Source organism: Ensifer sp. Root278 (assembly GCF_001429285.1).
GTDB lineage: Bacteria > Pseudomonadota > Alphaproteobacteria > Rhizobiales > Rhizobiaceae > Ensifer.
In genome coordinates, this window is sequence record NZ_LMJJ01000004.1 from 73,932 (window position 1) to 96,909 (window position 22,978).

The 22,978-nt window shown below is 62.5% G+C and carries 24 protein-coding genes and 1 riboswitch; of the genes, 14 read left to right on the plus strand and 10 right to left on the minus strand.

The genetic code is table 11. The features are described 5' to 3' along the window. Positions 1-19 precede the first annotated feature (19 nt). From ASE60_RS06215 to bluB, 3 genes are all read left to right on the plus strand, one after another. Positions 20-1,213 carry a phytanoyl-CoA dioxygenase family protein gene (locus ASE60_RS06215; RefSeq protein WP_057248876.1) on the plus strand — a complete coding sequence of 398 codons (1,194 nt, stop codon included), beginning with the start codon at positions 20-22 and terminating at the stop codon, positions 1,211-1,213. 89 nt (positions 1,214-1,302) lie between these two features. Further along, a complete protein-coding gene (locus ASE60_RS06220; protein ID WP_057248877.1) occupies positions 1,303-2,115 on the plus strand; it encodes an SDR family oxidoreductase in 813 nt (270 codons plus the stop codon). A 141-nt stretch (positions 2,116-2,256) separates the two neighbouring features. Then, a riboswitch (cobalamin riboswitch) is annotated at positions 2,257-2,469 on the plus strand. Positions 2,470-2,514: 45 nt separating this feature from the next. Beyond that, positions 2,515-3,210, plus strand: coding sequence for a 5,6-dimethylbenzimidazole synthase (gene bluB, locus ASE60_RS06225; protein ID WP_057248878.1), 696 nt, complete (start codon positions 2,515-2,517; stop codon positions 3,208-3,210). Positions 3,211-3,327: 117 nt separating this feature from the next. On the opposite strand, the gene ASE60_RS06230 is transcribed toward bluB, so the two are convergent. From ASE60_RS06230 to ASE60_RS06245, 4 genes are all read right to left on the minus strand, one after another. Continuing rightward, positions 3,328-4,434, minus strand: coding sequence for a DUF2865 domain-containing protein (locus ASE60_RS06230; protein WP_057248879.1), 1,107 nt, complete (start codon positions 4,432-4,434; stop codon positions 3,328-3,330). 127 nt (positions 4,435-4,561) lie between these two features. Further along, positions 4,562-5,203 (minus strand): acyl-homoserine-lactone synthase, encoded by a 642-nt coding sequence (locus ASE60_RS06235; protein WP_057248880.1) that lies wholly within the window; start codon positions 5,201-5,203, stop codon positions 4,562-4,564. A gap of 142 nt (positions 5,204-5,345) precedes the next feature. Beyond that, positions 5,346-6,083 (minus strand): LuxR C-terminal-related transcriptional regulator, encoded by a 738-nt coding sequence (locus ASE60_RS06240; RefSeq protein WP_057248881.1) that lies wholly within the window; start codon positions 6,081-6,083, stop codon positions 5,346-5,348. Positions 6,084-6,365: 282 nt separating this feature from the next. Further along, the gene (locus tag ASE60_RS06245) at positions 6,366-8,678 is read right to left on the minus strand and encodes an NADP-dependent malic enzyme (RefSeq protein WP_057248882.1); all 2,313 of its coding nucleotides are present in this window, start codon (positions 8,676-8,678) and stop codon (positions 6,366-6,368) included. A 173-nt stretch (positions 8,679-8,851) separates the two neighbouring features. On the opposite strand from ASE60_RS06245, the gene ASE60_RS06250 reads away from it, so the two are divergent. Both ASE60_RS06250 and ASE60_RS06255 read left to right on the plus strand, forming a co-directional pair. After that, the gene (locus ASE60_RS06250; RefSeq protein ID WP_057248883.1) at positions 8,852-9,688 is read left to right on the plus strand and encodes a UDP-2,3-diacylglucosamine diphosphatase; all 837 of its coding nucleotides are present in this window, start codon (positions 8,852-8,854) and stop codon (positions 9,686-9,688) included. A gap of 97 nt (positions 9,689-9,785) precedes the next feature. Then, positions 9,786-11,006, plus strand: a complete 1,221-nt coding sequence (locus ASE60_RS06255) for an MFS transporter (RefSeq protein WP_057248884.1) — start codon at positions 9,786-9,788, stop codon at positions 11,004-11,006. Here the strand turns inward: ASE60_RS06255 and dgcA are convergent. Then, positions 10,958-11,941 (minus strand): N-acetyl-D-Glu racemase DgcA, encoded by a 984-nt coding sequence (dgcA, locus tag ASE60_RS06260; RefSeq protein ID WP_057248885.1) that lies wholly within the window; start codon positions 11,939-11,941, stop codon positions 10,958-10,960. The two genes, ASE60_RS06255 and dgcA, sit on opposite strands and share 49 nt — an antisense overlap. A 256-nt stretch (positions 11,942-12,197) precedes the next feature. Between dgcA and ASE60_RS06265 the strand changes: the two genes are divergently transcribed. From ASE60_RS06265 to ASE60_RS06280, 4 genes are all read left to right on the plus strand, one after another. Next, positions 12,198-13,325: an ABC transporter permease gene (locus ASE60_RS06265; RefSeq protein WP_082615754.1), complete on the plus strand. Its 1,128-nt coding sequence runs from the start codon at positions 12,198-12,200 to the stop codon at positions 13,323-13,325. A 22-nt stretch (positions 13,326-13,347) separates the two neighbouring features. Then, positions 13,348-14,157: an ABC transporter ATP-binding protein gene (locus tag ASE60_RS06270; protein ID WP_057248887.1), complete on the plus strand. Its 810-nt coding sequence runs from the start codon at positions 13,348-13,350 to the stop codon at positions 14,155-14,157. Between the two features lie 81 nt (positions 14,158-14,238). Then, a complete protein-coding gene (locus ASE60_RS06275) occupies positions 14,239-15,609 on the plus strand; it encodes an MlaD family protein (RefSeq protein ID WP_057248888.1) in 1,371 nt (456 codons plus the stop codon). 75 nt (positions 15,610-15,684) lie between these two features. Beyond that, positions 15,685-16,299, plus strand: coding sequence for an ABC-type transport auxiliary lipoprotein family protein (locus tag ASE60_RS06280; protein WP_057248889.1), 615 nt, complete (start codon positions 15,685-15,687; stop codon positions 16,297-16,299). 6 nt (positions 16,300-16,305) lie between these two features. On the opposite strand, the gene ASE60_RS06285 is transcribed toward ASE60_RS06280, so the two are convergent. Beyond that, positions 16,306-16,578: a BON domain-containing protein gene (locus tag ASE60_RS06285; protein WP_057248968.1), complete on the minus strand. Its 273-nt coding sequence runs from the start codon at positions 16,576-16,578 to the stop codon at positions 16,306-16,308. A gap of 153 nt (positions 16,579-16,731) precedes the next feature. Between ASE60_RS06285 and ASE60_RS34440 the strand changes: the two genes are divergently transcribed. Further along, positions 16,732-16,908, plus strand: coding sequence for a hypothetical protein (locus ASE60_RS34440; RefSeq protein ID WP_156414592.1), 177 nt, complete (start codon positions 16,732-16,734; stop codon positions 16,906-16,908). Positions 16,909-16,954: 46 nt separating this feature from the next. Here the strand turns inward: ASE60_RS34440 and hemF are convergent, their stop codons facing one another. Then, entirely contained in the window at positions 16,955-17,866 is a 912-nt protein-coding gene (hemF, locus tag ASE60_RS06290) for an oxygen-dependent coproporphyrinogen oxidase (RefSeq protein ID WP_057248890.1), read from the minus strand. 217 nt (positions 17,867-18,083) lie between these two features. Here hemF and ASE60_RS06295 point away from each other — a divergent pair, with 217 nt between their 5' ends. After that, positions 18,084-18,344, plus strand: coding sequence for a hypothetical protein (locus tag ASE60_RS06295; protein ID WP_057248891.1), 261 nt, complete (start codon positions 18,084-18,086; stop codon positions 18,342-18,344). A 15-nt stretch (positions 18,345-18,359) separates the two neighbouring features. On the opposite strand, the gene soxR is transcribed toward ASE60_RS06295, so the two are convergent. Further along, entirely contained in the window at positions 18,360-18,830 is a 471-nt protein-coding gene (soxR, locus tag ASE60_RS06300; protein WP_057248892.1) for a redox-sensitive transcriptional activator SoxR, read from the minus strand. 76 nt (positions 18,831-18,906) lie between these two features. Between soxR and ASE60_RS06305 the strand changes: the two genes are divergently transcribed. Then, on the plus strand, positions 18,907-19,482 hold the full coding sequence (locus tag ASE60_RS06305) for an NADPH-dependent FMN reductase (RefSeq protein WP_057248893.1): 576 nt from the start codon (positions 18,907-18,909) through the stop codon (positions 19,480-19,482). Positions 19,483-19,562: 80 nt separating this feature from the next. Here the strand turns inward: ASE60_RS06305 and ASE60_RS06310 are convergent, their stop codons facing one another. Both ASE60_RS06310 and ASE60_RS06315 read right to left on the minus strand, forming a co-directional pair. Then, entirely contained in the window at positions 19,563-20,024 is a 462-nt protein-coding gene (locus tag ASE60_RS06310) for a tRNA (cytidine(34)-2'-O)-methyltransferase (protein WP_057248894.1), read from the minus strand. Positions 20,025-20,030: 6 nt separating this feature from the next. Then, positions 20,031-20,603, minus strand: a complete 573-nt coding sequence (locus ASE60_RS06315) for a GNAT family protein (protein ID WP_057248895.1) — start codon at positions 20,601-20,603, stop codon at positions 20,031-20,033. On the opposite strand from ASE60_RS06315, the gene ASE60_RS34445 reads away from it, so the two are divergent. Both ASE60_RS34445 and ASE60_RS06320 read left to right on the plus strand, forming a co-directional pair. Further along, a complete protein-coding gene (locus ASE60_RS34445; RefSeq protein WP_156414593.1) occupies positions 20,591-20,965 on the plus strand; it encodes a hypothetical protein in 375 nt (124 codons plus the stop codon). The two genes, ASE60_RS06315 and ASE60_RS34445, sit on opposite strands and share 13 nt — an antisense overlap. 49 nt (positions 20,966-21,014) lie before the next feature. Further along, positions 21,015-22,868, plus strand: coding sequence for an ABC transporter ATP-binding protein (locus ASE60_RS06320; protein ID WP_057248896.1), 1,854 nt, complete (start codon positions 21,015-21,017; stop codon positions 22,866-22,868). Positions 22,869-22,978: the final 110 nt, after the last annotated feature.

Consider the following 22,978-nt stretch of genomic DNA (forward strand, 5'->3'; position numbering starts at 1 on the left):
TTCCGGAGGAGGAAACGCGATGAAGACCGACAACAGGGCGAGGCAGCGGATCGAGCGCATCTGGCTCACCGAAGCGGCCTGCGATATCGAGGCGTTCCGGGCGGAGGTCGAGCGCCGGACCAGCCTGGCCGACTATCCCTATGCTTCGAGCTGCGACCAGAACGTGTTGATCTACAATAGCGACGAGCTGATTGCCGCCTGCGGCGATGCAGAAACGCGGCGGGCGGTGCTTGCCGAAATCTGTGAGGCGCTGGCGACCGGCCCGGGTGTGGCGGTGTTCAAGCGCGCCTTTGCCGATACCGCCGCGGTGGATGTCGCGAGCACCGTCTTCGACGAGATCATCGAGGAGCAGCATCGCAGCAACAGCGGCGGCGGCGACCACTTCGCCAAGCCTGGCGCCAATGATCGCATCTGGAACTCGCTGGAAAAGCACTGCCTGAAGGCGCCGGCGAATTTTGCCGCCTACTACGGCAATGCCATCATTGCGCTTGTCAGCGAAGCCTGGCTTGGGCCGAATTACCAGATGACGGCGCAGGTGAACCGCGTCAATCCGGGCGGCGCGGCACAATCGGCGCACCGGGACTACCATCTCGGCTTCCAGACCGCCGCGGTGATCGAGCGCTATCCAGCGCATGTCCACAAGCTCTCGCCGGTGCTGACGCTGCAGGGCGCGGTCGCCCACTGCGCCATGCCGCTTGAAAGCGGGCCGACCCTGTTCCTGCCCTATAGCCAGACCTATGTGCCGGGTTATCTGGCGCTCAATCGGCCCGAGTTCCGAGCCTATTTCGACGAGCACCATGTCCAGCTCCCGCTCGAAAAGGGCGATGTCGTCTTCTTCAATCCGGCGCTCTTCCACGCGGCCGGCAACAACCGCTCCACCGACATCCGCCGCGTGGCGAACCTGCTGCAGGTGTCCTCGGCCTTTGGCCGGACAATGGAAACGGTCGATCGACTGACGATGAGCGCGACGCTCTATCCGGCGTTGAAGGTTTTGCTTGGCGGGGGCAAACTGACCAATGCAGAAGCGGCCAATGCCATCGCGTCCTGCGCCGAGGGCTATTCCTTCCCAACCAATCTCGACCGCGATCCGCCGCTTGGCGGGCTGGCGCCAAAGACCCAGGCGCAGTTGATGCGCGAGGCGCTTGCCGCGGGAGCAAGCGAGCAGGATTTTCGGGCCTCACTCGACGCGCAGGCGAAGCGCAAGCTGAGTTGACGGGTCAGTCTCACAATTGACAGGCTCCCGGCGCATTTCGCTCGGGAGCCGTAGCTGTTTCACATCATCATTTGCGAGGGAGGAACTCGATGAACGGACAGATGCAAGGCAAGGTCGCCATCGTCACCGGCGGCACGCAAGGGCTGGGCGCAACGATCGCCCGCCTATTCGCCGAACGCGGTGCGGCGGGCATCGTCATTTGTGGGCGCAATGCCGCCAAGGGGCGGGCGAAGGCCGAAGAAATCGGCAAGGCCAGCGCCGCGAAAGTGGTCTATGTCGAGGCCGATCTTGAAAAGGTGGACGGCGCGCGCAAGGTCGTTGCCGCCTGCGATGCGGAATTCGGTCGGGTCGATGCGCTGGTCAATGCCGCCGCCATCACCGATCGCGGCACGATCCTGGACACGACACCGGAACTCTTCGACCGGATGTTCGCCATCAATGTGCGGGCGCCGTTCTTCCTGATGCAGGAGACGGTGAAGGTGATGCGGCGCGAGCGAACGGAAGGCACCATCGTCAATATCGGCTCGATGTCGGCAATGGCCGGGCAGCCCTTCATTGCGGCCTATTGCTCGTCGAAAGGCGCTCTGGAGACGCTGACCAAGAACACTGCCTATGCGCTTCTGCGCAACCGCATCCGCGTCAACGGCCTGAATATCGGCTGGATGGCTTCCGAAGGCGAGGACCGCATCCAGCGCGAATTTCACGGCGCTGCCGCGGATTGGCTCGAAAAGGCGGCCGCCAGCCAACCCTTCGGCAGGCTCGTCGATCCGGCCGAGGTGGCGCGAGCCTGCGCCTACCTGTCTTCGGCGGAATCCGGGCTGATGACCGGATCGGTGATCTGCTTCGACCAATCGGTCTGGGGCGGCTATGACGGTTCGCCCCATCCGGTGGCGCCGCTCTAGATCACGATGATTTTGGGTCGGATCGATCCAAAATCATAAACGTGATCGGTCCTTAGAAGTTAGAGCGGAATGCGGGCGGAAAACTGCGTGCACTTTTCCTCATCCCGCTCTGACGGGCGCTTGTCTTTCGCTAGTGGCTGTGCCCTTATGACGCCGTCAGGTGCCCGCGCAAGCGGGAGAATCGGGAATCCGGTGTCATTCCGGAACGTGCCCAACGCTGTGACGGGGACGGTCGCCTCTACAAGTGCCTTGAATTGATTCAAGGTTTTGCCACTGGATCTTAAATCGATCTGGGAAGGTGAGGCGACCGGTTGAACCGAAGTCAGAAGACCGGCCTGGCGAGATAGACCGAACCCCGCGCGGACGGCGGGAGGTTTTCGCATTGTTGGGGATCGAACGATGCTGACTGAACCGAAGGGCGGCCTTGCGGCTGCCGGTGCCTTCTCGCTGGATGAGCGGGAGGCTGTCTACCGCGCTATCGAAACACGCCGCGACGTGCGCGACGAATTCTTGGCAGAGCCTCTTCCCGACGATCTGGTGAAACGCCTGCTTGCCGCGGCGCACAGTGCGCCGTCGGTTGGCTTCATGCAGCCCTGGAATTTCGTACTGGTGCGGGGGGCAGAAACGCGCGAGCGCGTCTGGCAGGCGTTTCGCCGCGCCAATGATGAGGCGGCGCTGATGTTCGAGGCAGAGCAGCAGACCAAATACCGCTCGCTAAAACTCGAAGGCATTCGCAAAGCACCGCTCAGCATTTGCGTCACCTGTGACCGCACGCGCGGCGGCGCCGTCGTTCTCGGCCGCACGCACAATCCGCAGATGGATGTCTATTCGACGGTTTGCGCCGTGCAAAACCTGTGGCTTGCGGCCCGCGCCGAAGGAGTTGGCGTCGGCTGGGTCAGCATCTTTCACGAGGCCGAGATCAAGGCGATCCTCGGCATTCCCGATCATATCGAGATCGTCGCCTGGCTCTGCCTCGGTTATGTCGATCGCCTTTACCAGCAGCCCGAACTGGCGGTGAAGGGATGGCGGCAACGCCTGCCGCTGGAAGAGCTGGTGTTTGAGGAAGGCTGGGGGAACTGCGGCGAGAGTTCCTAAAACCCGTCTCGCAAAAGTGCGCAGCGGTTTTGCGATAACGACGTGCGAAGTATCAAAAACTTAAAGTGCAATGAGCGAATCTAAAAGATCGCGACGCGCTTTAAGGCGGCGCCAGGATCAGTTCTGGACCGGTTGATAGGCCGGTCCCTTCGGGTGCTTCAGGTCGATCGAGGTTTCTTCCTGCGGCAGGAAGGTCGGGCCGACGACGCGCACCTTGCTCTTGGACGGGTCGTAGGGCCGCTCCTCGGCCGGCGCCTTGGCGGTCGTGGTGTCCGCCGGTTTCTTGGTTTCGATCACGACGATGGATGACTGATCGTCGCCGATCTTGGTGCCGGTCGTCTTCGGCGAGGTTGCGGCAGTCTGCGGTATCTGGCAGCCGCACATGCCAGGCTTGCTGATGCCGCGGGTGCGATAGGCAAACGCATTGGGCATTTCGGTATAGGGTAGCCCGGTCACGGCCGAGACCATCTGTTCGCTCTCTTCCGTGTTGATATCGTGGAAGTAGAGTTCCGTTTCGGCGCCAGGGCAGCGCGCCCGGCAGGCCTGTTCGTCCCGCGGGAAGTCGGCCGGCGTCGCATCCGAGGAGATCGGGAAGAAAGCGCCGTCGCAGGTGCGCACGCACATGGTCCTGAGCGTTCCGCGATAATAGCCATCCTGCGGCGCATAACCATCTTCGCCATGCCCGAGCATCGGCCCGTAGGCGTCCTCAGGTGGCAGGTCGGCAATGATGTTGCGGTGCGTTTCGGGCTCTTCGGGCTCGACGCTGGCGAACTCCTCGCTGTCGCTGTAGCAGCCGTTGATTTCAAGCGCGGCAAGGATGCGGCGGCGGCTGTCTTCGCTGCCGCCGGCGACGATCTGCTCGCGCTCCGACTTCAGCATGCGCAGATTGTCTTCCATCTCGGCGATGAGGCTGTCGAGCTCCCCGCAGCTGTCGGGGTCGCCGCCATCGAAGGTGACGACGCTGCCGCCACCGCAGCCCGCGCGGCGGCGGTCGTTCTTCGCCCGGCGCAGCTCGATATTCTGTCGTGAGATGGCGCTGGCATAGTCCCGGGCATCCGCAGTGGTGGCGACCATGTCGGGCAGTTGCGCAAGCCGGGTATTCAGCCGGTCGCACACGGTCGATGCCAGCGAAGGATCGGCACCGACCAGGGCCAGCGGCACAAGCACCACAGCGACGTGTTTCAAGCGCGGGAACACGGGCGAAGTCTCTTCCTGATGCCGCATGATGCCGGCCTTCTGATATGGGCGGCTGCCAGCGGCAATTCCTGTTTCACCTCCATCATAGAACTTGTCGGTGATCGTGCAACGACAAGCGGCGGTTTGCGTTAACGGCTCCGGCCGGCGATGGCATTCAAGCGGCGCGGGCGGTTTCGAGCGACATCGGGCGTTCGAGAACGGTGCCTTCGATGGCGGCAATGGCCTTCATGCGCTGAAGCAGGTCGTCAGTCACTTCCCAGGCGACGGCAACGGCGAAGACCGAGCCGATGCGATGGGGTTCGGCGATGCGTTCGCCCGGGCATCCCATGCGCCGGAACATGCGTTCCAGGAACACGTCGGTGACCGTGACGATGTGGCTGATGCCGGAGGCGAGACCGAGTTCGCCGACGCCGCACATCAACTCGGCGGCGGCGATCGTCACCTGATTGGAGGCACGGTCCTGCGAAATCTCGGGCTCGATGCAGAAGCGGCTCGATTCCCACACCGAAGCGCTGCGGATTTCCGGATTGTCGCCGAGCAGGATCGGGAAGGTATCGTCCAGCATGTTGGGACCGAGCGTCGGCAGCAGCCTCAGCGAGCCACGCAGCCGGCCGTCGGGAGCGTAGGATAGCACGTAGAGCGGGTTCGCCGTGTCGTAGTTGTCGATTTCCCATTCGCCGTCCGTCTGAACGTCCCATTTCAGGAAATCGTGGAAGACCCGCTTGCGCAGCCGGAACATGTCGTCGACGGCCCGCGGGTGCTGTGCTCGGGTCTTTCCGTTCAGGATCCTGATCATCTTTTTCTCCATCCTTGTCTTGGGATGGGCGGATGCTGTCAGGCTGGCGGCGGTCGCGTAACTGTCGGTAGTGACAGTTTAAATCAGCGATATTTCCCACTAGATTTCGAGGGGTTTTGGGAGGGCATTGGCGCGAGCTGCGTCAAACGGTGGGGATCAGCGCATGGCGGACGGCCTGGGCGACCGCTTGCGTGTTGGAGACGACATTCAGCTTGCGCCTCGCATTGGTCATGAAGAAGCGCACAGTGCGTTCGGAAATGCCGAGGATAGTGGCGATTTCCCAATAGCTCTTGCCGGCGGCGGCCCAGGTCAAAACCTCGGTTTCGCGACCGGTGAGGCGCATGTCACGCGCCGAAAGGCCGCCGGCCATTGCGCCATGTTCCAGCATGGCCGCATGGAAAAGATTCGCGGCGAGCTGGAAATCGCGCAGATGTTGGCGCCGATAGGCCGTCCATTCGTCGGCCGGCATGTTGACGTTGATTGCCAGCAGCGCCGTCCGACCTGCGGGCGATGGCAGCGGCAAGGCAACGCCCTCGGTGGAAATGCCGATTTCCTGCGCGGCCTGGAACAAAGGCTCGCATTCCGGGAACCGATGTCGCGCCATCGTCCATTCCACCGGGCGCACGCCGCCAAGCGCGAGCTTCAGGATCGGATCGATTCGGTGAAGGCCGCGCGAACGGTAGATCTCGGCGGCATAGGCGCCGAAGGTGTGATGCAGGCGGCAAATCTTGAGCTCGTCCGCATAGGGCTCGGCTTCGAGGTACAGGAGATGGGCAATGCGGAACGTGCGGCGCATCAGCGTAAAGAAATGAGCGGGCTCGACACAGCCCCCGCCTTCCAGGATTTCCAGCATGTCGAGGACAGCCTGCTGCTCAGTCATGCCACAACACCGAATCTCGTCCGAAGCCACAGCATGGTTAGAGGTTCACCTTTTGTCCAGCGCAAACTTACCCGTTTGGTGTGTGATGCCAATTTTGCAATTTTCGATTGCCGGTTCTTGCGACCGGATCGCGCGAGCGGGCAGCAGAGGATGATTCCGCTGTGATTCTCGGGCGATAGAGCGTCGCGCTCAACAACTGCGCGACGCCCGGATATGGCATTGGGGGCGCCGGTCTGGCGCCTGATATCTGCGAAGATCGAAGGCGATCTCCGCGGTATCATGTCAGCCCGGATGGCTGGCTTCGACGACCGCGAGGGCCGCCATGTTGACGACACCGCGCGATGTGACCGAAGGCGAAAGGATGTGCGCGGGAAGCGCCGAACCCAGCAGGATCGGACCGACATGCAGGCTGTCGGTCATGGTCTTGACGACGCCGAGCGTGATGTTGGCGGCATCGAGATTGGGGAAGACCAGCAGGTTGGCTTCACCCGGCAGGCTGCTGTCCGGCATGACGCGTTGGCGCAGCGCTTCCGAGATCGCCGCATCGCCGTGCATTTCACCGTCGACTTCGAGGTCAGGCGCGAGTTCGCGCACGAGCTGAAGCGCCTTGCGCATTTTGGTGGCGCTTTCCGAGTCGCGCGAACCGAAGTTCGAATGCGAGACGAGCGCTGCACGCGGCGTGATGCCGAAGCGGCGGATTTCCTGCGCGGCCATGACGGTCGTCTGCGCGATCTCCTCGGCGCTCGGGCAGTAGCTGACATAGGTGTCGGTGAAGAAGGTCGCGCCGCGCTGCGAGATCAGCAGGCTGAGGGCGGAGAAGTCGAGCACGCCTTCGCGCTTGCCGATGATCTGCGAAACGTCGCGCATGTGCCTGGAGTACCGGCCTTCGACGCCGCAGATCAGCGCATCGGCTTCGCCGCGCTTGACCGCAAGCGCACCGATCACCGTCGTGTTGGTGCGCACGATCGTACGGGCCGCCTCCGGGATGACGCCGAGGCGTCCGACGAGGGCGAAATAATCCTCGACATAGTCGCGGTAGCGCGGATCGCCTTCGGGGTTCACCACTTCGAAATCGACATCCGGACGGATGCGCAGGCCGTAACGGCGCAGGCGCGTCTCGATGATCTGCGGACGCCCGATCAGGATCGGCCGGGCCGTGCTTTCTTCCAGCAGCACCTGGGCGGCGCGCAGCACGCGCTCGTCTTCGCCCTCGGCAAAGATCACGCGGTTCTTCTGGGCGTTCTTCGCGGCGGCAAACACCGGCTTCATGATGAAGCCCGAGCGGAATACGAAGCGGTTCAGCTTGTCGAGATAGGCGTCATAATCCTGGATCGGACGGGTGGCGACGCCGCTTTCCTCGGCCGCCTTGGCGACGGCCGGCGCGATCCTGAGGATCAGGCGCTGATCGAAGGGCGAGGGGATCAGGTAGTCGGGGCCGAAGACCGGGGTTTCGCCGGAATAGGCGCGGGCGGCAACGTCGGACGGCTCCTCGCGGGCAAGGCCGGCAATGGCGCGGACCGCCGCCATTTTCATTTCTTCGTTGATCGTGCTTGCGCCGCAATCGAGCGCGCCGCGGAAGATGTGCGGGAAGCACAGAACGTTGTTGACCTGGTTCGGGAAGTCCGAGCGGCCGGTGCAGATCATCGCATCCGGGCGGGCGGCACGGGCCTCTTCCGGCATGATTTCCGGCGTCGGGTTGGCAAGCGCCATGATCAGCGGCTTTTCGGCCATCTGAACCAGCAGCTCCGGCTTCAGGACGCCGGCAGCGGAAAGGCCGAGGAAGACGTCTGCGCCGCCGATGCTGTCGGCGAGCACGCGGTTGTCGCTCTCCTGGGCGTAGATGGACTTCCACTCGTCCATCAGCACCTCGCGGCCCTTGTAGACGAGGCCCTCGAGATCGTGCACCCAGATGTTCTCGCGCTTGGCGCCGAGGATGACGAGCAGGTTGAGGCAGGCGAGTGCTGCCGCACCGGCACCCGACGTCACGATCTTCGCCTTGGCGATATCCTTGCCGGCGAGTTCCAGGCCGTTGAGGATGGCGGCGGCGACGATGATCGCCGTTCCGTGCTGGTCGTCATGGAAGACCGGGATCTGCATCTTTTCACGCAGCTGGCGCTCAACCTCGAAACATTCCGGTGCCTTGATGTCTTCAAGGTTGATGCCGCCGAAGGTCGGCTCCAGCGCCGAGATCACGTCGACCATGCGCTCGATGGACGAAGCGTCGATCTCGATGTCGAAGACGTCAATGCCGGCGAACTTCTTGAAAAGGACGGCCTTGCCTTCCATCACCGGCTTGGAGGCGAGCGGCCCGATATTGCCGAGACCGAGCACGGCCGTGCCGTTGGAGATGACCGCGACCAGGTTGGCGCGCGCCGTGTAGTCGGCGGCCGTTTCCGGGTTGTCGCGGATGGCGATGCATGGCGCGGCCACGCCGGGCGAATAGGCGAGTGCCAGATCGCGCTGGTTGCCGAGCGGCTTGGTGGGCTGGATTTCGAGCTTTCCCGGGCGCGGGTAACGGTGGAAGAAAAGGGCCTGCTGGTCGATGTCGCCGCTGGCCGGACCGATGTGGGATTTCGTCTTGTCGCCCGTGTTCATGCTCTCACATTCCTCATTCGTGGTCGTGCCTTTTGGCATGAATTCGGAGCGAGGTACAGTTTTGCCGTGCTGATTTCAGCGGCCAGACCGGCGGCAAGGCGCTCATGTCATCTTCCTGAAACACGAGTCTGGTTTTCACGGGGGCAGGAAGCGTAATTAAAGACGAGGCTGGCATGACGGCGCAGCAAGACAAGTCCGTACGAAAGCTCAGGACGTTGTTCATCTCCGACGTCCATCTCGGGTCGAAGGCCGCCAAGACGGACTTCCTGCTCGATTTCCTGCGGCATCACGAAGCGGAGACGATTGTGCTGGTCGGCGACATCGTCGACGGCTGGAGGCTGAAGCGCAGCTGGTACTGGCCGCAGAACTGCAACGACGTCGTCCAGAAGCTTCTGCGCAAGGCCCGCAAGGGCACCCGCATCGTCTATATCCCCGGCAATCACGACGAGTTCCTGCGCGATTTTCCCGGCGTGCACTTCGGCGGCATCGAGGTGGCGCAGCGCTACATGCACGAGGGTGCGGACGGCCGTAACTATCTGGTGCTGCATGGCGACGAATTCGACGTGGTGGTGCGCAATGCCCGTGTGCTCGCCTATCTCGGCGACTGGGCCTATGACACGGCGATCGCCATCAATATCGGCCTGGCCGCCATTCGCCGGCGCCTCGGCATGCCCTATTGGTCGTTCTCCTCCTGGGCCAAGCTCCAGGTGAAGCATGCCGTCAACTTCATCGGCGAGTTCCAGAAGGTGGTTGCCGAGGAAGCCCGTCGCCACGACGCTCAAGGGGTGATCTGCGGCCACATCCACCATGCCGTCATCGAGGACATCGGCGATATCCGCTACATCAATACCGGTGACTGGGTGGAAAGCTGCACGGCGATTGCCGAGCATCACGATGGCAGGATGGAACTCATCACCTGGCATCAGATGCGCGGTGGCGCGCTTGAGGGCGAAGCCTCTGGTGAAGCCGACAAGCTGCTTGCCCAATTGCTGACACAGCGCGCTGCGTAACCGGAGAGCGACAGGTCACCTCCTGTCGCGAAAACTAGGTTATGGCGAGGCATGCCAGGGCTGTGCTAGAGATTGAGCACAGCCATCAGGTCAGCCGATGATTCCCTCCTCAGCGCCCGCAACCGTGGGCCCTCCGCCGCGCCATTTCGCGCTTCGCATCGCCTTGCTCTTCTGCGCGCCGTTGATCGTCAACGGCTTCGCGATGCCGTATTTTCCGATGTGGCTCAGCACGCTCTCGATGAGCGACTTCGAGATCGGCGTCGTGCTGGCGCTGCCGATGTTCGTGCGCGTCATCACCGCGCCGATCGCCGGCGTCATCGCCGACCGCCTTGGCGAGCGGACGATCGTGCTGATCTGGTCCGGCTTCCTATCGCTTGCAACCGCTCTGGTGTTGTTTTACTTTCGCGACTTCTGGCCGGTGCTGGTCATCTACACGCTGCAATCGGCGGTCTATTCGCCCTATGTGCCGATCGTCGAGGCGATCGCGCTTTCCGGCGTCCGCCGCTGGGGCTTCGACTACGCCCACATGCGGCTCTGGGGCTCGGTCGCCTTCATCGGTGCGACAATGCTCGGTGGCTGGATGGTCGGCATATACGGCAGCGACATGGTGCTGCCGGCGATGGCGATCGGTTTCGGCCTGACAATTGCCATGGCCTATGCGGCGCCGCGCGTCGGAAAGCCGCGCCGGCCATCGCCGATCACTGCACTCACCGAGCCGCCGCCGAAGTCGCTCAAGCAGCTCGACCTGCAGCTGCTCCTGATCGGTGTGACGCTGGTCAATGCCAGCCACGCGATGCTTTTTGCCTTCTCGGCGATCTACTGGCAGCACATCGGCTACAGCGGCACCGAGATCGGCCTGCTCTGGAGCGCGGGCGTGGCCGCCGAAGTCACGATGTTCATCTTCGCCAAGGCGATCAGCCGCCGTTTCAGCGTCTGGGTGATGATCCTGTCGGGCTGTTCGCTCGCCGTGGTGCGCTGGATCATCTTCCCGATGGATCTCGGTTTCAGCGGCTACTTCATCCTCCAGTGCTTCCACGCCTTCACCTATGCGATCATGCACACCGGCATGCAGCACAAGTTGGTCGAGCGGGTGGTGGAATCGCAGGAAGCGTCCGCCCAGGGGCTCTATTTCTTCTACACCGGCATCTTCACCGCGATCCTCACGTTCCTGTCTGGCTATTTTTACGCCTGGTATGGGGTGAAGGGGTTCTATTCGATGTCGGTCGTCGCCTTTGCCGGCTGCTGCTTCGCGGTTGCCGCCTGGTATCTTCAGCCCCAGAGGCGCGGTTCCGGCGGGAAGACCAGCGAAGCCTCGTAGCGCAGACCCGGTGTGCGGTCTTCGGCGAGCAGCAGAGGCCCGTCGAGATCGACGAAATCGGCGCCCTGGGCAACCAGGATCGCCGGCGCCATCGCCAGCGAACTGCCGACCATGCAGCCGACCATGATCTTGAGGCCAAGGGCTGCTGCTTGATCGCGCATGCGCAGCGCTTCGGTAAGGCCGCCGGTCTTGTCGAGCTTGATATTGACCGCGTCATAGCGGCCGACGAGCGCGGCGAGGTCCTCGGTCGCGTGCACGCTTTCATCCGCACAAATGGGTACCGGGCGGGCAATCGTCGCCAGCGCATCGTCGCGCCCGGCGGGCAGCGGTTGCTCGATCAGGTCGATCCGTTCCTCGGCGCAGATTGCGAAGTGATAGGCGAGGGTTTCGGGCGTCCACCCCTCATTGGCATCGAGGATGATGCGGCTCTCGGGCGCGCCCGCCCGCACGGCGCGGATACGCGCGCCATCGTCCGGTGTGCCGACCTTGATCTTGAGGAGTGCGCGGTGGGCATATTTCGCCGCCTGTTCGCGCATGGTGTCTGGCTCGGCGAGTGATAACGTGTAGGCGGTGGTCAGTGCGTCGGGTGAGGCTATGCCCGCAAGCGCATGAACAGGCTTGTTTTTCTGTTTGGCCTCCAGGTCCCACAGTGCACAATCGACGGCATTTCGTGCGGCGCCCGGTTTCATCTGGCGCTGCAGTTCGACACGGGTCAGGCCAGCCTCGATGCGCGGGCGAATGGAAGCGATCTCGGCCAACACTGAATCGATCGTTTCACCGTAGCGGCCGTAGGGCACGCACTCGCCGGAACCGGTGTGGGTGCCGTCACTGATTCGGCAAGTAACGACGCTCGCCGTCGTCTTGGAGCCGCGCGAGATCGTAAAGATGCCTGCGATCGGGAAATGTTCCACCGCTGCATCGAGAGAAAGTGACATGAAAACGTCTCCGGCCTGCATTCTGAAGGGCTGGTATCGCCACCGGTCGAAGGTTCGGGTGACAGCAACGATACGAGCGGTTATGACGGTGTAAGGATTTACGAATCTTTACGGCGGCGCGCGTTGAGATGCGCAAAGTTCGCTGTAACACTTTAGGCCCGCTGCATAAATTTGTCCTGAGACCGACCCCGATCCAGGGAATTATGCAGTAGAAATTCGGGAAAACAGAAGCCACGTGTCGCAACCTGCCCGCAAGATGACCGCTGATGTCGCGCTGGCCGAAAGTGGTGGCGAGCGAAGCTATGTCTTCACCGGCGTCTGGCGGCATGAAACAGCCGAGGCGATGGCGGCGAAGCTGGACCAGCTCGCGCGCAAGGGTGACAGCGCCGCTCAGTTCGACCTTTCCGGCGTGACCGCGATGGATACGGCCGGGGCCTGGATCATCCGCCGCTTCGTGACCCGTGTCGTCGGGCCGTCCAGAGATGACGTTCACTTCGCCGACGGCGGGCAGCGCTATGTCGAGCTGCTCGACGCCTTGCCGGCAGAACTGCGTTCGCCCGATGAAGGCAAGGAGCGGGTGCCGCTGTTCCAGCGCATATTCGCGCCGGTCGGCGAGGTCATGATCGCGACCTGGGAAGATATCGTCGCTGCCATGTACATTCTTGGCTCTGCGGTGCGCGGCGCCCAGCTGAAGCTTGGACGGCACAGCGGTGTCTCGCCGGCGGCGATCGTTCATCAGATCGACCGGATGGGCGTGATGGCAGTGCCGATCATCATGCTGATGTCGTTCCTGATCGGTGCGATCATTGCGCAGCAGGGCGCGTTCCAGCTCCGCTACTTCGGTGCGGAAGTCTTCGTCGTCGATCTCGTCGGCATCCTGCAATTGCGCGAAATCGGCGTTCTTCTCACCGCGATCATGATTGCCGGCCGTTCCGGCAGTGCCATCACCGCCGAAATCGGCTCGATGAAGATGCGCGAGGAAGTGGACGCGCTGAAGGTGATGGGGCTGAGCCCGATTGGCGTTCTCGTCTTTCCGCGCCTCGTCGCGCTCACCGTTGCTCTGCCGCTGCTGACGATCATCGCGAACTTCGCGGCCTTGACCGGTGCCGCTCTGGTTGCCTGGGGCTATTCCGGCATCACCATCCCGACCTTCCTTGCGCGTCTGCAGGAAGCGGTCGATTTTTCATCTGTCGCCGCCGGCATGATCAAGGCGCCGTTCATGGCGCTGATCATCGGGGTGGTGGCGGCCGTCGAGGGGTTGAAGGTCGGCGGCAGCGCGGAATCGCTTGGCCGTCACGTGACGTCCTCGGTGGTCAAGTCGATCTTCGTGGTGATCCTGATCGACGGGCTCTTCGCCATGTTTTACGCGTCAATCGATTTTTGAGGCGGAGAACAGCGTGAACCCATTGGAAAAACGGCACGATGCGTACCAGGCGACCGAGGCGAACGGGCGGGAGTCCGTTCTTTCAGTCCGTGACCTGACGGTGGGCTTCGGCTCCAACATCGTGCTCGACAAGCTGAACCTCGAAATCTACCGCGGCGAGATCCTTGGTTTCGTCGGCGCTTCCGGCACGGGCAAGTCGGTGCTGATGCGCACCGTGCTGAGGTTGCTGGCGAAGCGTTCCGGCAAGATCGAGATCTTGGGCGCCGACTACGACAAGATCACCGAAGCCGAGCGCATCGCGCTCGACATGCGCCTCGGCGTTCTCTTCCAGCATGGCGCGCTCTTTTCGGCGCTGACGGTGCGCGAGAACATCCAGGTGCCGATGCGGGAATATCTCGACCTGCCGCAGAGCCTGATGGACGAACTGGCGCGGGTGAAGATCGAGCTGGTCGGCCTGGAGCCGGAAGCGGCGGAAAAATACCCGTCGGAGCTTTCGGGTGGCATGATCAAGCGCGCGGCTCTCGCACGCGCACTGGCGCTCGATCCCGACCTGGTCTTCCTGGACGAGCCGACCTCGGGCCTCGATCCGATCGGGGCTGCCGAGTTCGACGAGTTGATTGCCAAGCTGCGCGACACGCTGGGATTGACCGTGTATATGGTGACTCACGACCTCGACAGCCTGTTTTCCGTCTGTGACCGCATCGCGGTTCTCGGCAAGAAGAAGGTTCTGGTCGAGGGGACCGTGGAGGACATGCTGGCCTGCGACGACCCCTGGGTGCAGTCCTATTTCAGGGGCAAGCGGGCACGTTCGATCGTGCGGAACGATCAATGATTTCGAGAAGGCGGTTTTGACGCACACATGTCGAGATCGGAGCAAGAGCCGGTGAAGCGGCCACGAAGGTAGTCGGTACGAATGGAAACGAAAGCGAACTACGCCATTGTCGGTTTCTTCACGGTGTTCGTGATCGCGGCCGCATTCGGCTTCGTCTACTGGATGTCGCAATACGGCCGCAGCGGCGAGATGGTCGAGCTGGTGGTCAATATTCCGGGTTCCGCCAACGGTCTTTCCGTCGGTTCGCCGGTGCGCTTCAACGGTATTCCCGTCGGCACGGTGCGCAATCTTGCGATCGACGCCAATGACCCGCGCTATTCGATTGCGGTCACCGAGGTTTCGATCGATGCGCCGGTACTGAAATCGACCAAGGCGACGCTGGAAGTGCAGGGCCTGACGGGCGCCGCCTATATCGAGCTCAGCGGCGGCCGCAAGGGCGACGAGAACATCCTGAGATCCGCGATCGAAAATGGCACACAGGCGCGCATCCTTGCGGATCAGTCGAGCGTTACCAGCCTGCTGGCGACTGCCGACCAGATCATGGACCGGGCCAACGACGCCATCACCGACATCCAGGGTTTTGTGACCGACGTGCGCGGCCCGCTGACGAAAACGATCGGCAATGCCGAAACGTTCTCCACGGCGCTTGCCAACAATTCCGGCGCGATCGACGATTTCCTCAGGAGCGTGACGGAGCTTTCCGGTTCGGTCAGCGCAGCCTCCAAGAAACTCGATTCGACCCTGGAGGCTGCCGAGACCCTGGTAAAGTCGGTGGATCCGAAGAAGATCGACCACATCGTTTCGAATGTCGAGCAGATCAGCAACGACCTGAAGGCGGCTTCGGGCGGAGTGACGGAGACGCTTGCTGCGCTGCGTCGAACGGTCGAGACCTATGACCAGTTCGGCAAGAACGCCCAGAAGACGCTGGAGCGGGTCGATACGCTGGTGGCCTCGGTGGACAAGGAGAAGGTCGAGCTCGTCGTCAACGACATCACAGCAGCGACCGCAGACGCCCGAAAGACGGTCGCCAACATTTCCGCATTTGCCGAAAAGATCACGGCGCGGCAGCAGGATATCGACCGTACCATCACCGATGTCACCCAGTTGGCAAGCAAGTTGAACGCCTCTGCCAACCGGGTCGACAGCATTCTCGTCAAGGTCGATGGTTTCCTTGGTGATGCGGATGCGCCTTCGCTTTCGGCTGACGCCCGCGCGACGCTCGCGTCATTCCGCAAGATGGCCGACAATCTCAATGCGCAGATCGGCCCGATCGCCGACAACCTCAAGCGCTTCTCGGGCTCGGGCCTGCGCGACGTCGAAGCACTCGTCACCGATACGCGGCGTACGGTCCAGAGCCTGGAGAACACCATCTCCACATTCGACAAGAACCCGCAGCGTCTTCTCTTTGGCGGCGAGACGGTGAAGCAATATGATGGCCGTACCCGGCGCTGATTCGGGCGTGGCAAACAGGCGTTATGCTTCGGCTCAAAAGTGCGCCAAGGTGTTTGGGACAAGGGTATTGGCAGTATGAGTTTTCCGGGGCTGGTGGGTGTGCGAGTAGCAGGAGCATGGCGCTCCGCCCTGATTTTCGTGCTGGCAGCCGGACTTGCCGGCTGCGGTACGAAAGCCGTCAACGACACGTACAGCCTTTCGGCTACACCTCTCGTTGAAGGACGGGCATCGACCGGCAAACAAATCCTGGTGCCCGAGCCGACGGCGCTGAAGGCGCTCGACAGCGACCAAGTCGTCATCCGCCTGTCCGGTTCCGAGCTGCAATATCTCTCCAAGGCACAATGGAGCGATCGCCTGCCGAAGCTGGTGCAGTCGAAGCTCGTGCAGGCCTTCGAAGACACCGGCAAGATCGGCGGCGTCGGCAAGCCGGGCCAGGGCCTTGCGATCGATTACCAAGTCATCACCGAAATCCGCGCCTTCGAGATCTCGACGGAAGGTGCCGATACGGCCGTCGTCGAAATCTTCGCGAAAATCCTCAACGACCGCAATGGCACGGTGCGGGTGCAAAAGGCGTTTCGGGCCACGGCCAGCGTGAAGGGTGCGGGCAACCCGGCCTTCATCGAGGCGATGGATCAGGCTTTCGCCAGCGTTTCCGCCGAGATCGTCAGCTGGACGCTGGGCTCCATCTGACGCCTTCTATTTTATGCCGGCTATTTCGATCCGGTTGATCACTTCCGCGACGCCTTGCATGTGTCTTGCCGCCTCTTCGGCGCGGGCAGCTTCGGCCGCGGTCGCGACGAAGCCGGCAAGGATGATCGTGTTGCCCTTGGCAGTCACCGTGAGATCGGCGGCATCGAGGCCGGGCGCCACCGCCAGAAAATGGGCGACGCGGCGCTCGAGCTCGGCCGGGTGATCCGCGGCCTGCCGCTCCGGCTCGTCGCCGTAGAATGTTCGCTTCTTGAAAATCATCGCATCCACCTCGCTCAACGCAGGGGAAACGTCGGATGCCACGCTTTGTTCGCCTGTTTCATTCGAAACAGCGGGAAATCCTCAGTCGTGCCATGTGTCTCCTCAAGCGACGGGATCTGTCGCGGTCACGATCAGCATGCAGGGGACATATCGATGCGCGGCTCTTTTTTCGCCATGGCTCTGGCGATAGCGATGGCACTTGCCTTCGGCACACCGGCGCAAGCCGGGAACTACAGCTATGGCTACAGGCAGAGCTGCGTCGTCAAAACCGTCAAGACCTACGGCGCCTATGGCAGGGTCATCCTGAAGAAGGTGCGGATATGCAGTTGAGGTGGCGAGAGCGTTCGTGCCTGGCGAAACGTTCTCTGTGCTTGCCTTAGGGCCAGCGCACCACCGGGGGCAGCGACGACAGGATCGACTCGACGTTGCCGCCGGTCTTCAGGCCGAAGATCGTGCCGCGGTCATAGAGCAGGTTGAACTCGACATAGCGACCGCGCCGCACGAGCTGCTCATCCCGGTCTTCCTCGGTCCAGGGCATGTTGAAGTTGGTGCGGACGATCTTCGGGTAGACGAGGGCAAAGGCCTTGCCTACGTCGCGGGTGAAGGCGAAGTCCGCATCCCAGCCACCCTGTTCCTCCGACGAGCGCAACCAGTCGTAGAAGATGCCGCCGGTTCCGCGCGGCTCGTTGCGGTGCGGCAGGAAGAAGTAGTCATCGCACCACGTCTTGAACTTGGCGTGGTCGGCGACCGCATGGCGGCTGCAGGTGATTTCCATGGCGCGATGGAAGAGCTGCGTGTCCGCATCGGTCATGACGCGGCGGCGGTCGAGCACCGGCGTGAGGTCTGCACCGCCGCCGAACCAGTTGCTCGTCGTCACCACCATGCGGGTGTTCATATGCACGGCCGGCACGTTGGGGTTCACGGGGTGGGCAATCAACGAAATGCCGGAGGCCCAGAAGCGCGGATCCTCGGCGGCGCCCGGAATCTGGCTGCGGAATTCAGGCGAGAATTCACCAAAGACGGTCGAGGTGTGGACGCCCACCTTTTCGAAGACGCGGCCTTCCATCATCGACATGCGGCCACCGCCGCCCTTGCCATCGTCCCGGCTCCAATCCTTGGCGACGAAACGCCCGGGCGCGCGATCGGAGAGGGGACCGGTCAGTTCATCCTCGATGCCTTCAAAGGCAGCGCAGATGGTGTCGCGCAGCCCTTCGAACCACGCACGCGCCTCGGCCTTCTTCACTTCGATATCTGCGGGGAGGCCCGGGGGGAGCTGCGGTCGTTCCATGGAAAATTGCGTCCTGTTGGCGGGTTTCCCGATGAAATGCCGCCGATTCGATTGAAGTCGCCACAGTTCACACTTTCGCGCCGATGGCAACGTCGGTCCAGCACCTCGGGGCGGTCTGTCGCACCAGAGCGCTGATGGGCAGCGCGAGCCTGCCGCAGAACAATCCTCTGGCAAAGCTCTAGCGCCGTCACTATCTTAGTTATCAGAGGTATAGCCCATGGCAAGAATACCTGCAGGCCCGCCGCTCGATGGATTGCGGCGGCAGATCGCCCGGCATCGCCGGGACAAACCGACACGAGGCGATGGCCTTTTCGTGCGCGAAACCTTTCGGCTCGATCGCAGCGCCGCCCGGGCGAAGGCACGGGAATGGTTCGATACCTGGCCGAAGGCCGCCTACTGGACCGAGGTCGAAAGCTGGCGGCAGCTCGATGGCGACGAGATCGAATTCACCATGCGCCGCCTGCCGAGTGCGGATTGACTCATTTAACTGCCCTCAAGGGTGGCCATCATCATCCATCAACCGCGGTCCGGCGCCTTCCATCGACAGCACGTCGTGCGGGTTGCGCAGCGGACATTCACGCAGCGACAGGCAGCCGCAGCCGATGCAGCCCGTCAGATGATCGCGCAATGCCATCAGGTTGGCGATGCGTTCGTTCAGCTGTTCGCGCCAGTTTTCGGACAATCTGCCCCAATCTTCGACGGTTAACGGACGATCGTCCGGCAATACCGACAAAGCGTCCTGGATCTCCGACAGAGGGATGCCGGTGCGCTGGGCCACCTTGATGACGGCGACCCGTCGCAGCACGCTGCGCGGATAACGGCGCTGGTTGCCGCGGGTGCGGTTGCTGCGGATCAGCCCCTTGGCCTCGTAGAAGTGCAGGGTGGAGACGGCGACGCCGCTTCGCTCCGCCACTTCGCCGACCGTCAGCTCGCGGCGCAATTCGCTGCTTTTCACAACTGTCATGATGGCTATTGACCTCAACTATTGTTGAGGTTTTATAGCATTGGCTCCATGACGTCGACAACAGGAGCTTGATCCCATGACTGAGAAAATGACCCTTGCCGTGATCTATGGCAGCGCGCGCCAGGGTCGCTTCTGCGATACGGTCGCCAACTGGCTGATCCGGGAACTTTCGGCTTCTGATGTGTTCACCCTGACGATCATCGATCCGGCGCGGCTGAGGACCTCGCGTGGGCTGGGCGCTGCGGTCAATCCGGGCGAGTGGCTCGAGCGCAAGATCGCCGAGGCCGACGCCTTCATCATCGTCACGCCCGAATACAATCACGGCTATCCGGCGGCGCTCAAGGAACTGATCGATTCGGTCTACGAGCCCTGGCACGCAAAGCCTGTCTCCTTCGTCTCCTATGGCGGCGCCTCGGGCGGCATCCGGGCCGTCGAGCAATTGCGCCAGGTGTTCGGGGAGCTGCATACGGTGACGCTGCGCGATGGCATCACTTTCCCCAAGGCGTGGTCGAAGTTCGACGCTGCCGGCAACCTCTACAAGCCCGAGGAATTGCGTGCGCCGCTGTTCGTGATGATCGACCGGCTGACCTGGTGGGCACGTGTTCTGAAACAGGCGCGCAAGAGCGCACCCTACAACGAGGTGGCGGCGTAACGCGCCGACCACTGACGGTGGCCGGTTCCGCTTGCAGCGCCCCTCGATCGACAGCCAAGGAGGTAGCAATGTTTACACTGTCAGGCTGGAGAAACCTGCCGGATCGCTTCGCCGGCGATCATCGCGGCGGAGATGGCGATGTTCAGCGAGCGCTGGCCCTCCGCCATTGGAATGAGGATTCGGCCGTCGGCACGCTCGTGCACGTGGTCGGGCACGCCGGCGCTCTCCCGTCCGAAGAGCAGGATGTCGTCGGGGCGAAACTCGTAGCGCGTATAGGGCAGGGCAGCCTTGGTAGATGCGAGCACCAGTCGGCGTCCGCTCGCCGCTCGCCACTCTTCGAAGCGCTCCCAGTTGACATGGCGGGTGAGCGCCACCGAGGCGATATAGTCCATGCCGGCGCGCTTCAGGTTGCGGTCGGAGAGGTCGAAGCCAGCCGGTTCGATCACGTCGACGCAAAGCCCGAGACAGGCGGCAAGACGCAGGATCGTGCCGGTATTGCCGGGAATGTCGGGCTGGTAGAGGGCGATGCGCAGATTGCTCACGTCAGGTCACTCGTTTCCGGTAGCATCACGCCGCGCGTCAAATTCCGCGGCCAGGATGCCCATCATGATGTCGTCATGCCACTCGCCGTCGATCAGAGCCGACTCACGTTCGCGGCCCTCGATGGAGAAGCCGGACTTGCGATAGGCGGCAATCGCCCGCTCATTGAAGGCGAGAACCCTGAGCGACACCCGATGAAGGGCAAGTTCATCGAAGGCATGGGCCAATACCCGCTTGGTGACCGCCGTGCCAAGCCCCTTGCCGAGGCGTTCCGGATCGAAAATGCCGATGGCGAAGCTCGCACGCCGATCGACGTGATTGAGATTGTCGAGCCTCACTTCGCCGGTGAGGCCGTCCTGATCGATGATCCAGGCCGCCGGGTGTCCGGCGATCCGCGCAACCCAGGCGGCTGCCTCTCCCTGACTGAAGAGGCCGGGAAAGGACCGGCCCGCACCGAACATTCGGTAGATTTCCGGATGGCGGCCGAGCCTCAGGCGCGCATCCACATCACCGTCGCGGGGGCGGCGAAGGACGAAACCGACACCTTGAAGATCAGGAGGCGTATCCGATGAAGCAGTCATCCGTGTTTTCCGCTGCCAAAGGCTCGGCGCTGCGTGCTTTTGCGGTCGCTGATATTGCCGGCGCTAATCTGTGCCGAAACGGCAACAGATATCCGAACGGTGAAAAAATGTGCAAGAAACAGCCTGCGACAATCTGGCATGCCGGCGCGAATAAGGGTAGAGATCAGGCCTCTTCAACGCGAACCGACGGAGGCAAACATGAATGTATTGATGTTGACACGCCTTCCTGGAGTAGTGGGCCACCGTTTGGCCTGACCGGTTCCGCGACCTATCTTTTAAAAGAGATCGACGCGCTTCCGGGACTCCGGAAGACGAAGCCCTCTTTCGGGCTGCATTTCCGGACTGACCTTTTCATCATATGAATGCGGGGAAACCCCGCTTTCCTTCAAAATACTCTGAAGGAGCAATGCAATGTTCGGCTGGTTTGAATCCCGCCTCAATCCCTATCCGGCGGAGGAGCCGACGCTCCCGCCGAAAAGCCTTTTCGGCTTCTGCTGGCATTATTCCAAGCCGGCCGTGCCGTGGCTACTGATTATGTCCGTCTGCACCATGCTGATCGCCGTCGGCGAGGTGGCGCTGTTCCAGTTCCTCGGCAACATGGTCGACTGGCTGTCGAGCGCCAACCGCGACACATTCCTGGAGGCCGAGGGCGGCAGGCTCTTCTGGATGGGCGCACTCGTCCTCATCGGCCTGCCTGGCCTGGTGGCGATCGACTCGCTGATCATGCACCAGGTGCTGCTCGGCAACTATCCGATGATCGCCCGCTGGCAGATGCACCGCTACCTGCTGCGCCAGAGCATGACCTTCTTTGCCAACGAGTTCGCTGGACGCGTGGCGACGAAGGTGATGCAGACGTCGCTTGCGGTGCGCGAAACGGTGATGAAGATCCTCGACGTCTTCGTCTATGTCGTCAGCTACTTCGTCACCATGCTCGCGGTCGTGGCGACCGCCGACTGGCGCCTCGTTATCCCGCTCACCATCTGGCTCGCGATCTACATCTGCATCGTCAGCTATTTTGTGCCGCGCCTGCAGAAGATCTCCAAGGAGCAGGCCGATGCGCGCTCGATGATGACGGGCCGGATCGTCGACAGCTATACCAACATCGGCACGGTCAAGCTGTTCTCGCATGCCGGCCGCGAGGAAGGCTATGCGCGTGACGGCATGGACGGTTTCCTCGACACCGTACATCGCCAGATGCGCAAGGTGACGCTGTTCCATATCCTCGTTTATGCCAACAACAGCATCGCACTCTTTGCGATCGCCACGCTTGGCATCCATCTCTGGCTGACGAGTGCGATCTCGGTCGGCGCGATCGCGATTGCGGTCGGTCTGGCGATGCGCATCAACGGCATGTCGCAGTGGATCATGTGGGAAGTCTCGGCGCTCTTCGAGAACATCGGTACGGTCTATGACGGCATCGGCATGATGACAAAGGCGCACGATATCGTCGATGAACCGGATGCCAAGGCGCTGAAGGCGGACAAGGGGGCGATTGCCTTCGACAACATCCGCTTCCACTACGGCAAGGCCAAGGGCGTCATCGATCACCTGTCGCTCGACATCAAACCGGGCGAGAAGATCGGTCTCGTTGGTCGCTCAGGCGCCGGCAAGACGACGCTGATGAACCTGCTGTTGCGCTTCTACGACCTGGAGGACGGTGCGATCCGGATCGACGGCAAGGATATCTCCACCGTCACGCAGGACAGCCTGCGCGCCCAGATCGGCGTCGTCACGCAGGACACCTCGCTGCTGCACCGCTCCATTCGCGATAATATCGCCTATGGACATCCGGAGGCGGACGACGAGGCGATCATTACCGCGGCGAAGAAGGCGAACGCCTGGGACTTCATCCAGGGGCTCGAGGACAACCAGGGCCGCAAGGCGCTGGACGCCCAGGTCGGAGAACGTGGCGTCAAGCTTTCCGGCGGCCAGCGGCAGCGCGTCGCGATCGCGCGCGTTTTCCTCAAGGACGCGCCGATCCTGATCCTCGACGAGGCGACCTCGGCGCTCGATTCCGAAGTCGAAGCGGCGATCCAGGAAAACCTCTTCGCGCTGATGTCCGGCAAGACGGTGATCGCGATCGCCCACCGCCTGTCGACGCTGACGGAGATGGACCGGCTGGTGATCCTCGAAGCGGGCCGGATCGTCGAGACCGGCTCGCACGGCGAACTCGTCGCCAAGGGCGGCCTTTATGCCGACCTCTGGTCGCGCCAGTCCGGCGGTTTCATCGCCGACGACGTCGAGAAGGAAGAGGCGGCGGAGTAAGATGCCGTCGGCCCGCCGTTCGAAAGAGCGGCGGGCCGCTCTCTTAGACGTTACGCATTTGTAACCCGCAATCGGACGGAAACCGATTGCTGTTCCCGCCGAACCGCCTA

Bases quoted from the DNA above. Each gene is read 5' to 3' on its own strand.
- ASE60_RS06315 (WP_057248895.1), bottom strand. From the start codon at position 20,603: ATGACTGCTTCATCGGATACGCCTCCTGATCTTCAAGGTGTCGGTTTC.
- ASE60_RS06280 (WP_057248889.1), top strand. From the start codon at position 15,685: ATGAGTTTTCCGGGGCTGGTGGGTGTGCGAGTAGCAGGAGCATGGCGC.
- ASE60_RS06240 (WP_057248881.1), bottom strand. From the start codon at position 6,083: ATGACTGAGCAGCAGGCTGTCCTCGACATGCTGGAAATCCTGGAAGGC.
- soxR (WP_057248892.1), bottom strand. From the start codon at position 18,830: ATGACAGTTGTGAAAAGCAGCGAATTGCGCCGCGAGCTGACGGTCGGC.
- ASE60_RS06215 (WP_057248876.1), top strand. From the start codon at position 20: ATGAAGACCGACAACAGGGCGAGGCAGCGGATCGAGCGCATCTGGCTC.
- ASE60_RS06295 (WP_057248891.1), top strand. From the start codon at position 18,084: ATGGCAAGAATACCTGCAGGCCCGCCGCTCGATGGATTGCGGCGGCAG.
- ASE60_RS06305 (WP_057248893.1), top strand. From the start codon at position 18,907: ATGACTGAGAAAATGACCCTTGCCGTGATCTATGGCAGCGCGCGCCAG.
- ASE60_RS06235 (WP_057248880.1), bottom strand. From the start codon at position 5,203: ATGATCAGGATCCTGAACGGAAAGACCCGAGCACAGCACCCGCGGGCC.
- ASE60_RS06255 (WP_057248884.1), top strand. From the start codon at position 9,786: ATGATTCCCTCCTCAGCGCCCGCAACCGTGGGCCCTCCGCCGCGCCAT.
- ASE60_RS06220 (WP_057248877.1), top strand. From the start codon at position 1,303: ATGAACGGACAGATGCAAGGCAAGGTCGCCATCGTCACCGGCGGCACG.
- bluB (WP_057248878.1), top strand. From the start codon at position 2,515: ATGCTGACTGAACCGAAGGGCGGCCTTGCGGCTGCCGGTGCCTTCTCG.
- ASE60_RS34445 (WP_156414593.1), top strand. From the start codon at position 20,591: ATGAAGCAGTCATCCGTGTTTTCCGCTGCCAAAGGCTCGGCGCTGCGT.
- ASE60_RS06245 (WP_057248882.1), bottom strand. From the start codon at position 8,678: ATGAACACGGGCGACAAGACGAAATCCCACATCGGTCCGGCCAGCGGC.
- ASE60_RS06250 (WP_057248883.1), top strand. From the start codon at position 8,852: ATGACGGCGCAGCAAGACAAGTCCGTACGAAAGCTCAGGACGTTGTTC.
- ASE60_RS06285 (WP_057248968.1), bottom strand. From the start codon at position 16,578: ATGATTTTCAAGAAGCGAACATTCTACGGCGACGAGCCGGAGCGGCAG.
- ASE60_RS06230 (WP_057248879.1), bottom strand. From the start codon at position 4,434: ATGCGGCATCAGGAAGAGACTTCGCCCGTGTTCCCGCGCTTGAAACAC.
- ASE60_RS06265 (WP_082615754.1), top strand. From the start codon at position 12,198: ATGACCGCTGATGTCGCGCTGGCCGAAAGTGGTGGCGAGCGAAGCTAT.
- ASE60_RS06275 (WP_057248888.1), top strand. From the start codon at position 14,239: ATGGAAACGAAAGCGAACTACGCCATTGTCGGTTTCTTCACGGTGTTC.
- hemF (WP_057248890.1), bottom strand. From the start codon at position 17,866: ATGGAACGACCGCAGCTCCCCCCGGGCCTCCCCGCAGATATCGAAGTG.
- ASE60_RS34440 (WP_156414592.1), top strand. From the start codon at position 16,732: ATGCGCGGCTCTTTTTTCGCCATGGCTCTGGCGATAGCGATGGCACTT.
- dgcA (WP_057248885.1), bottom strand. From the start codon at position 11,941: ATGTCACTTTCTCTCGATGCAGCGGTGGAACATTTCCCGATCGCAGGC.
- ASE60_RS06320 (WP_057248896.1), top strand. From the start codon at position 21,015: ATGTTCGGCTGGTTTGAATCCCGCCTCAATCCCTATCCGGCGGAGGAG.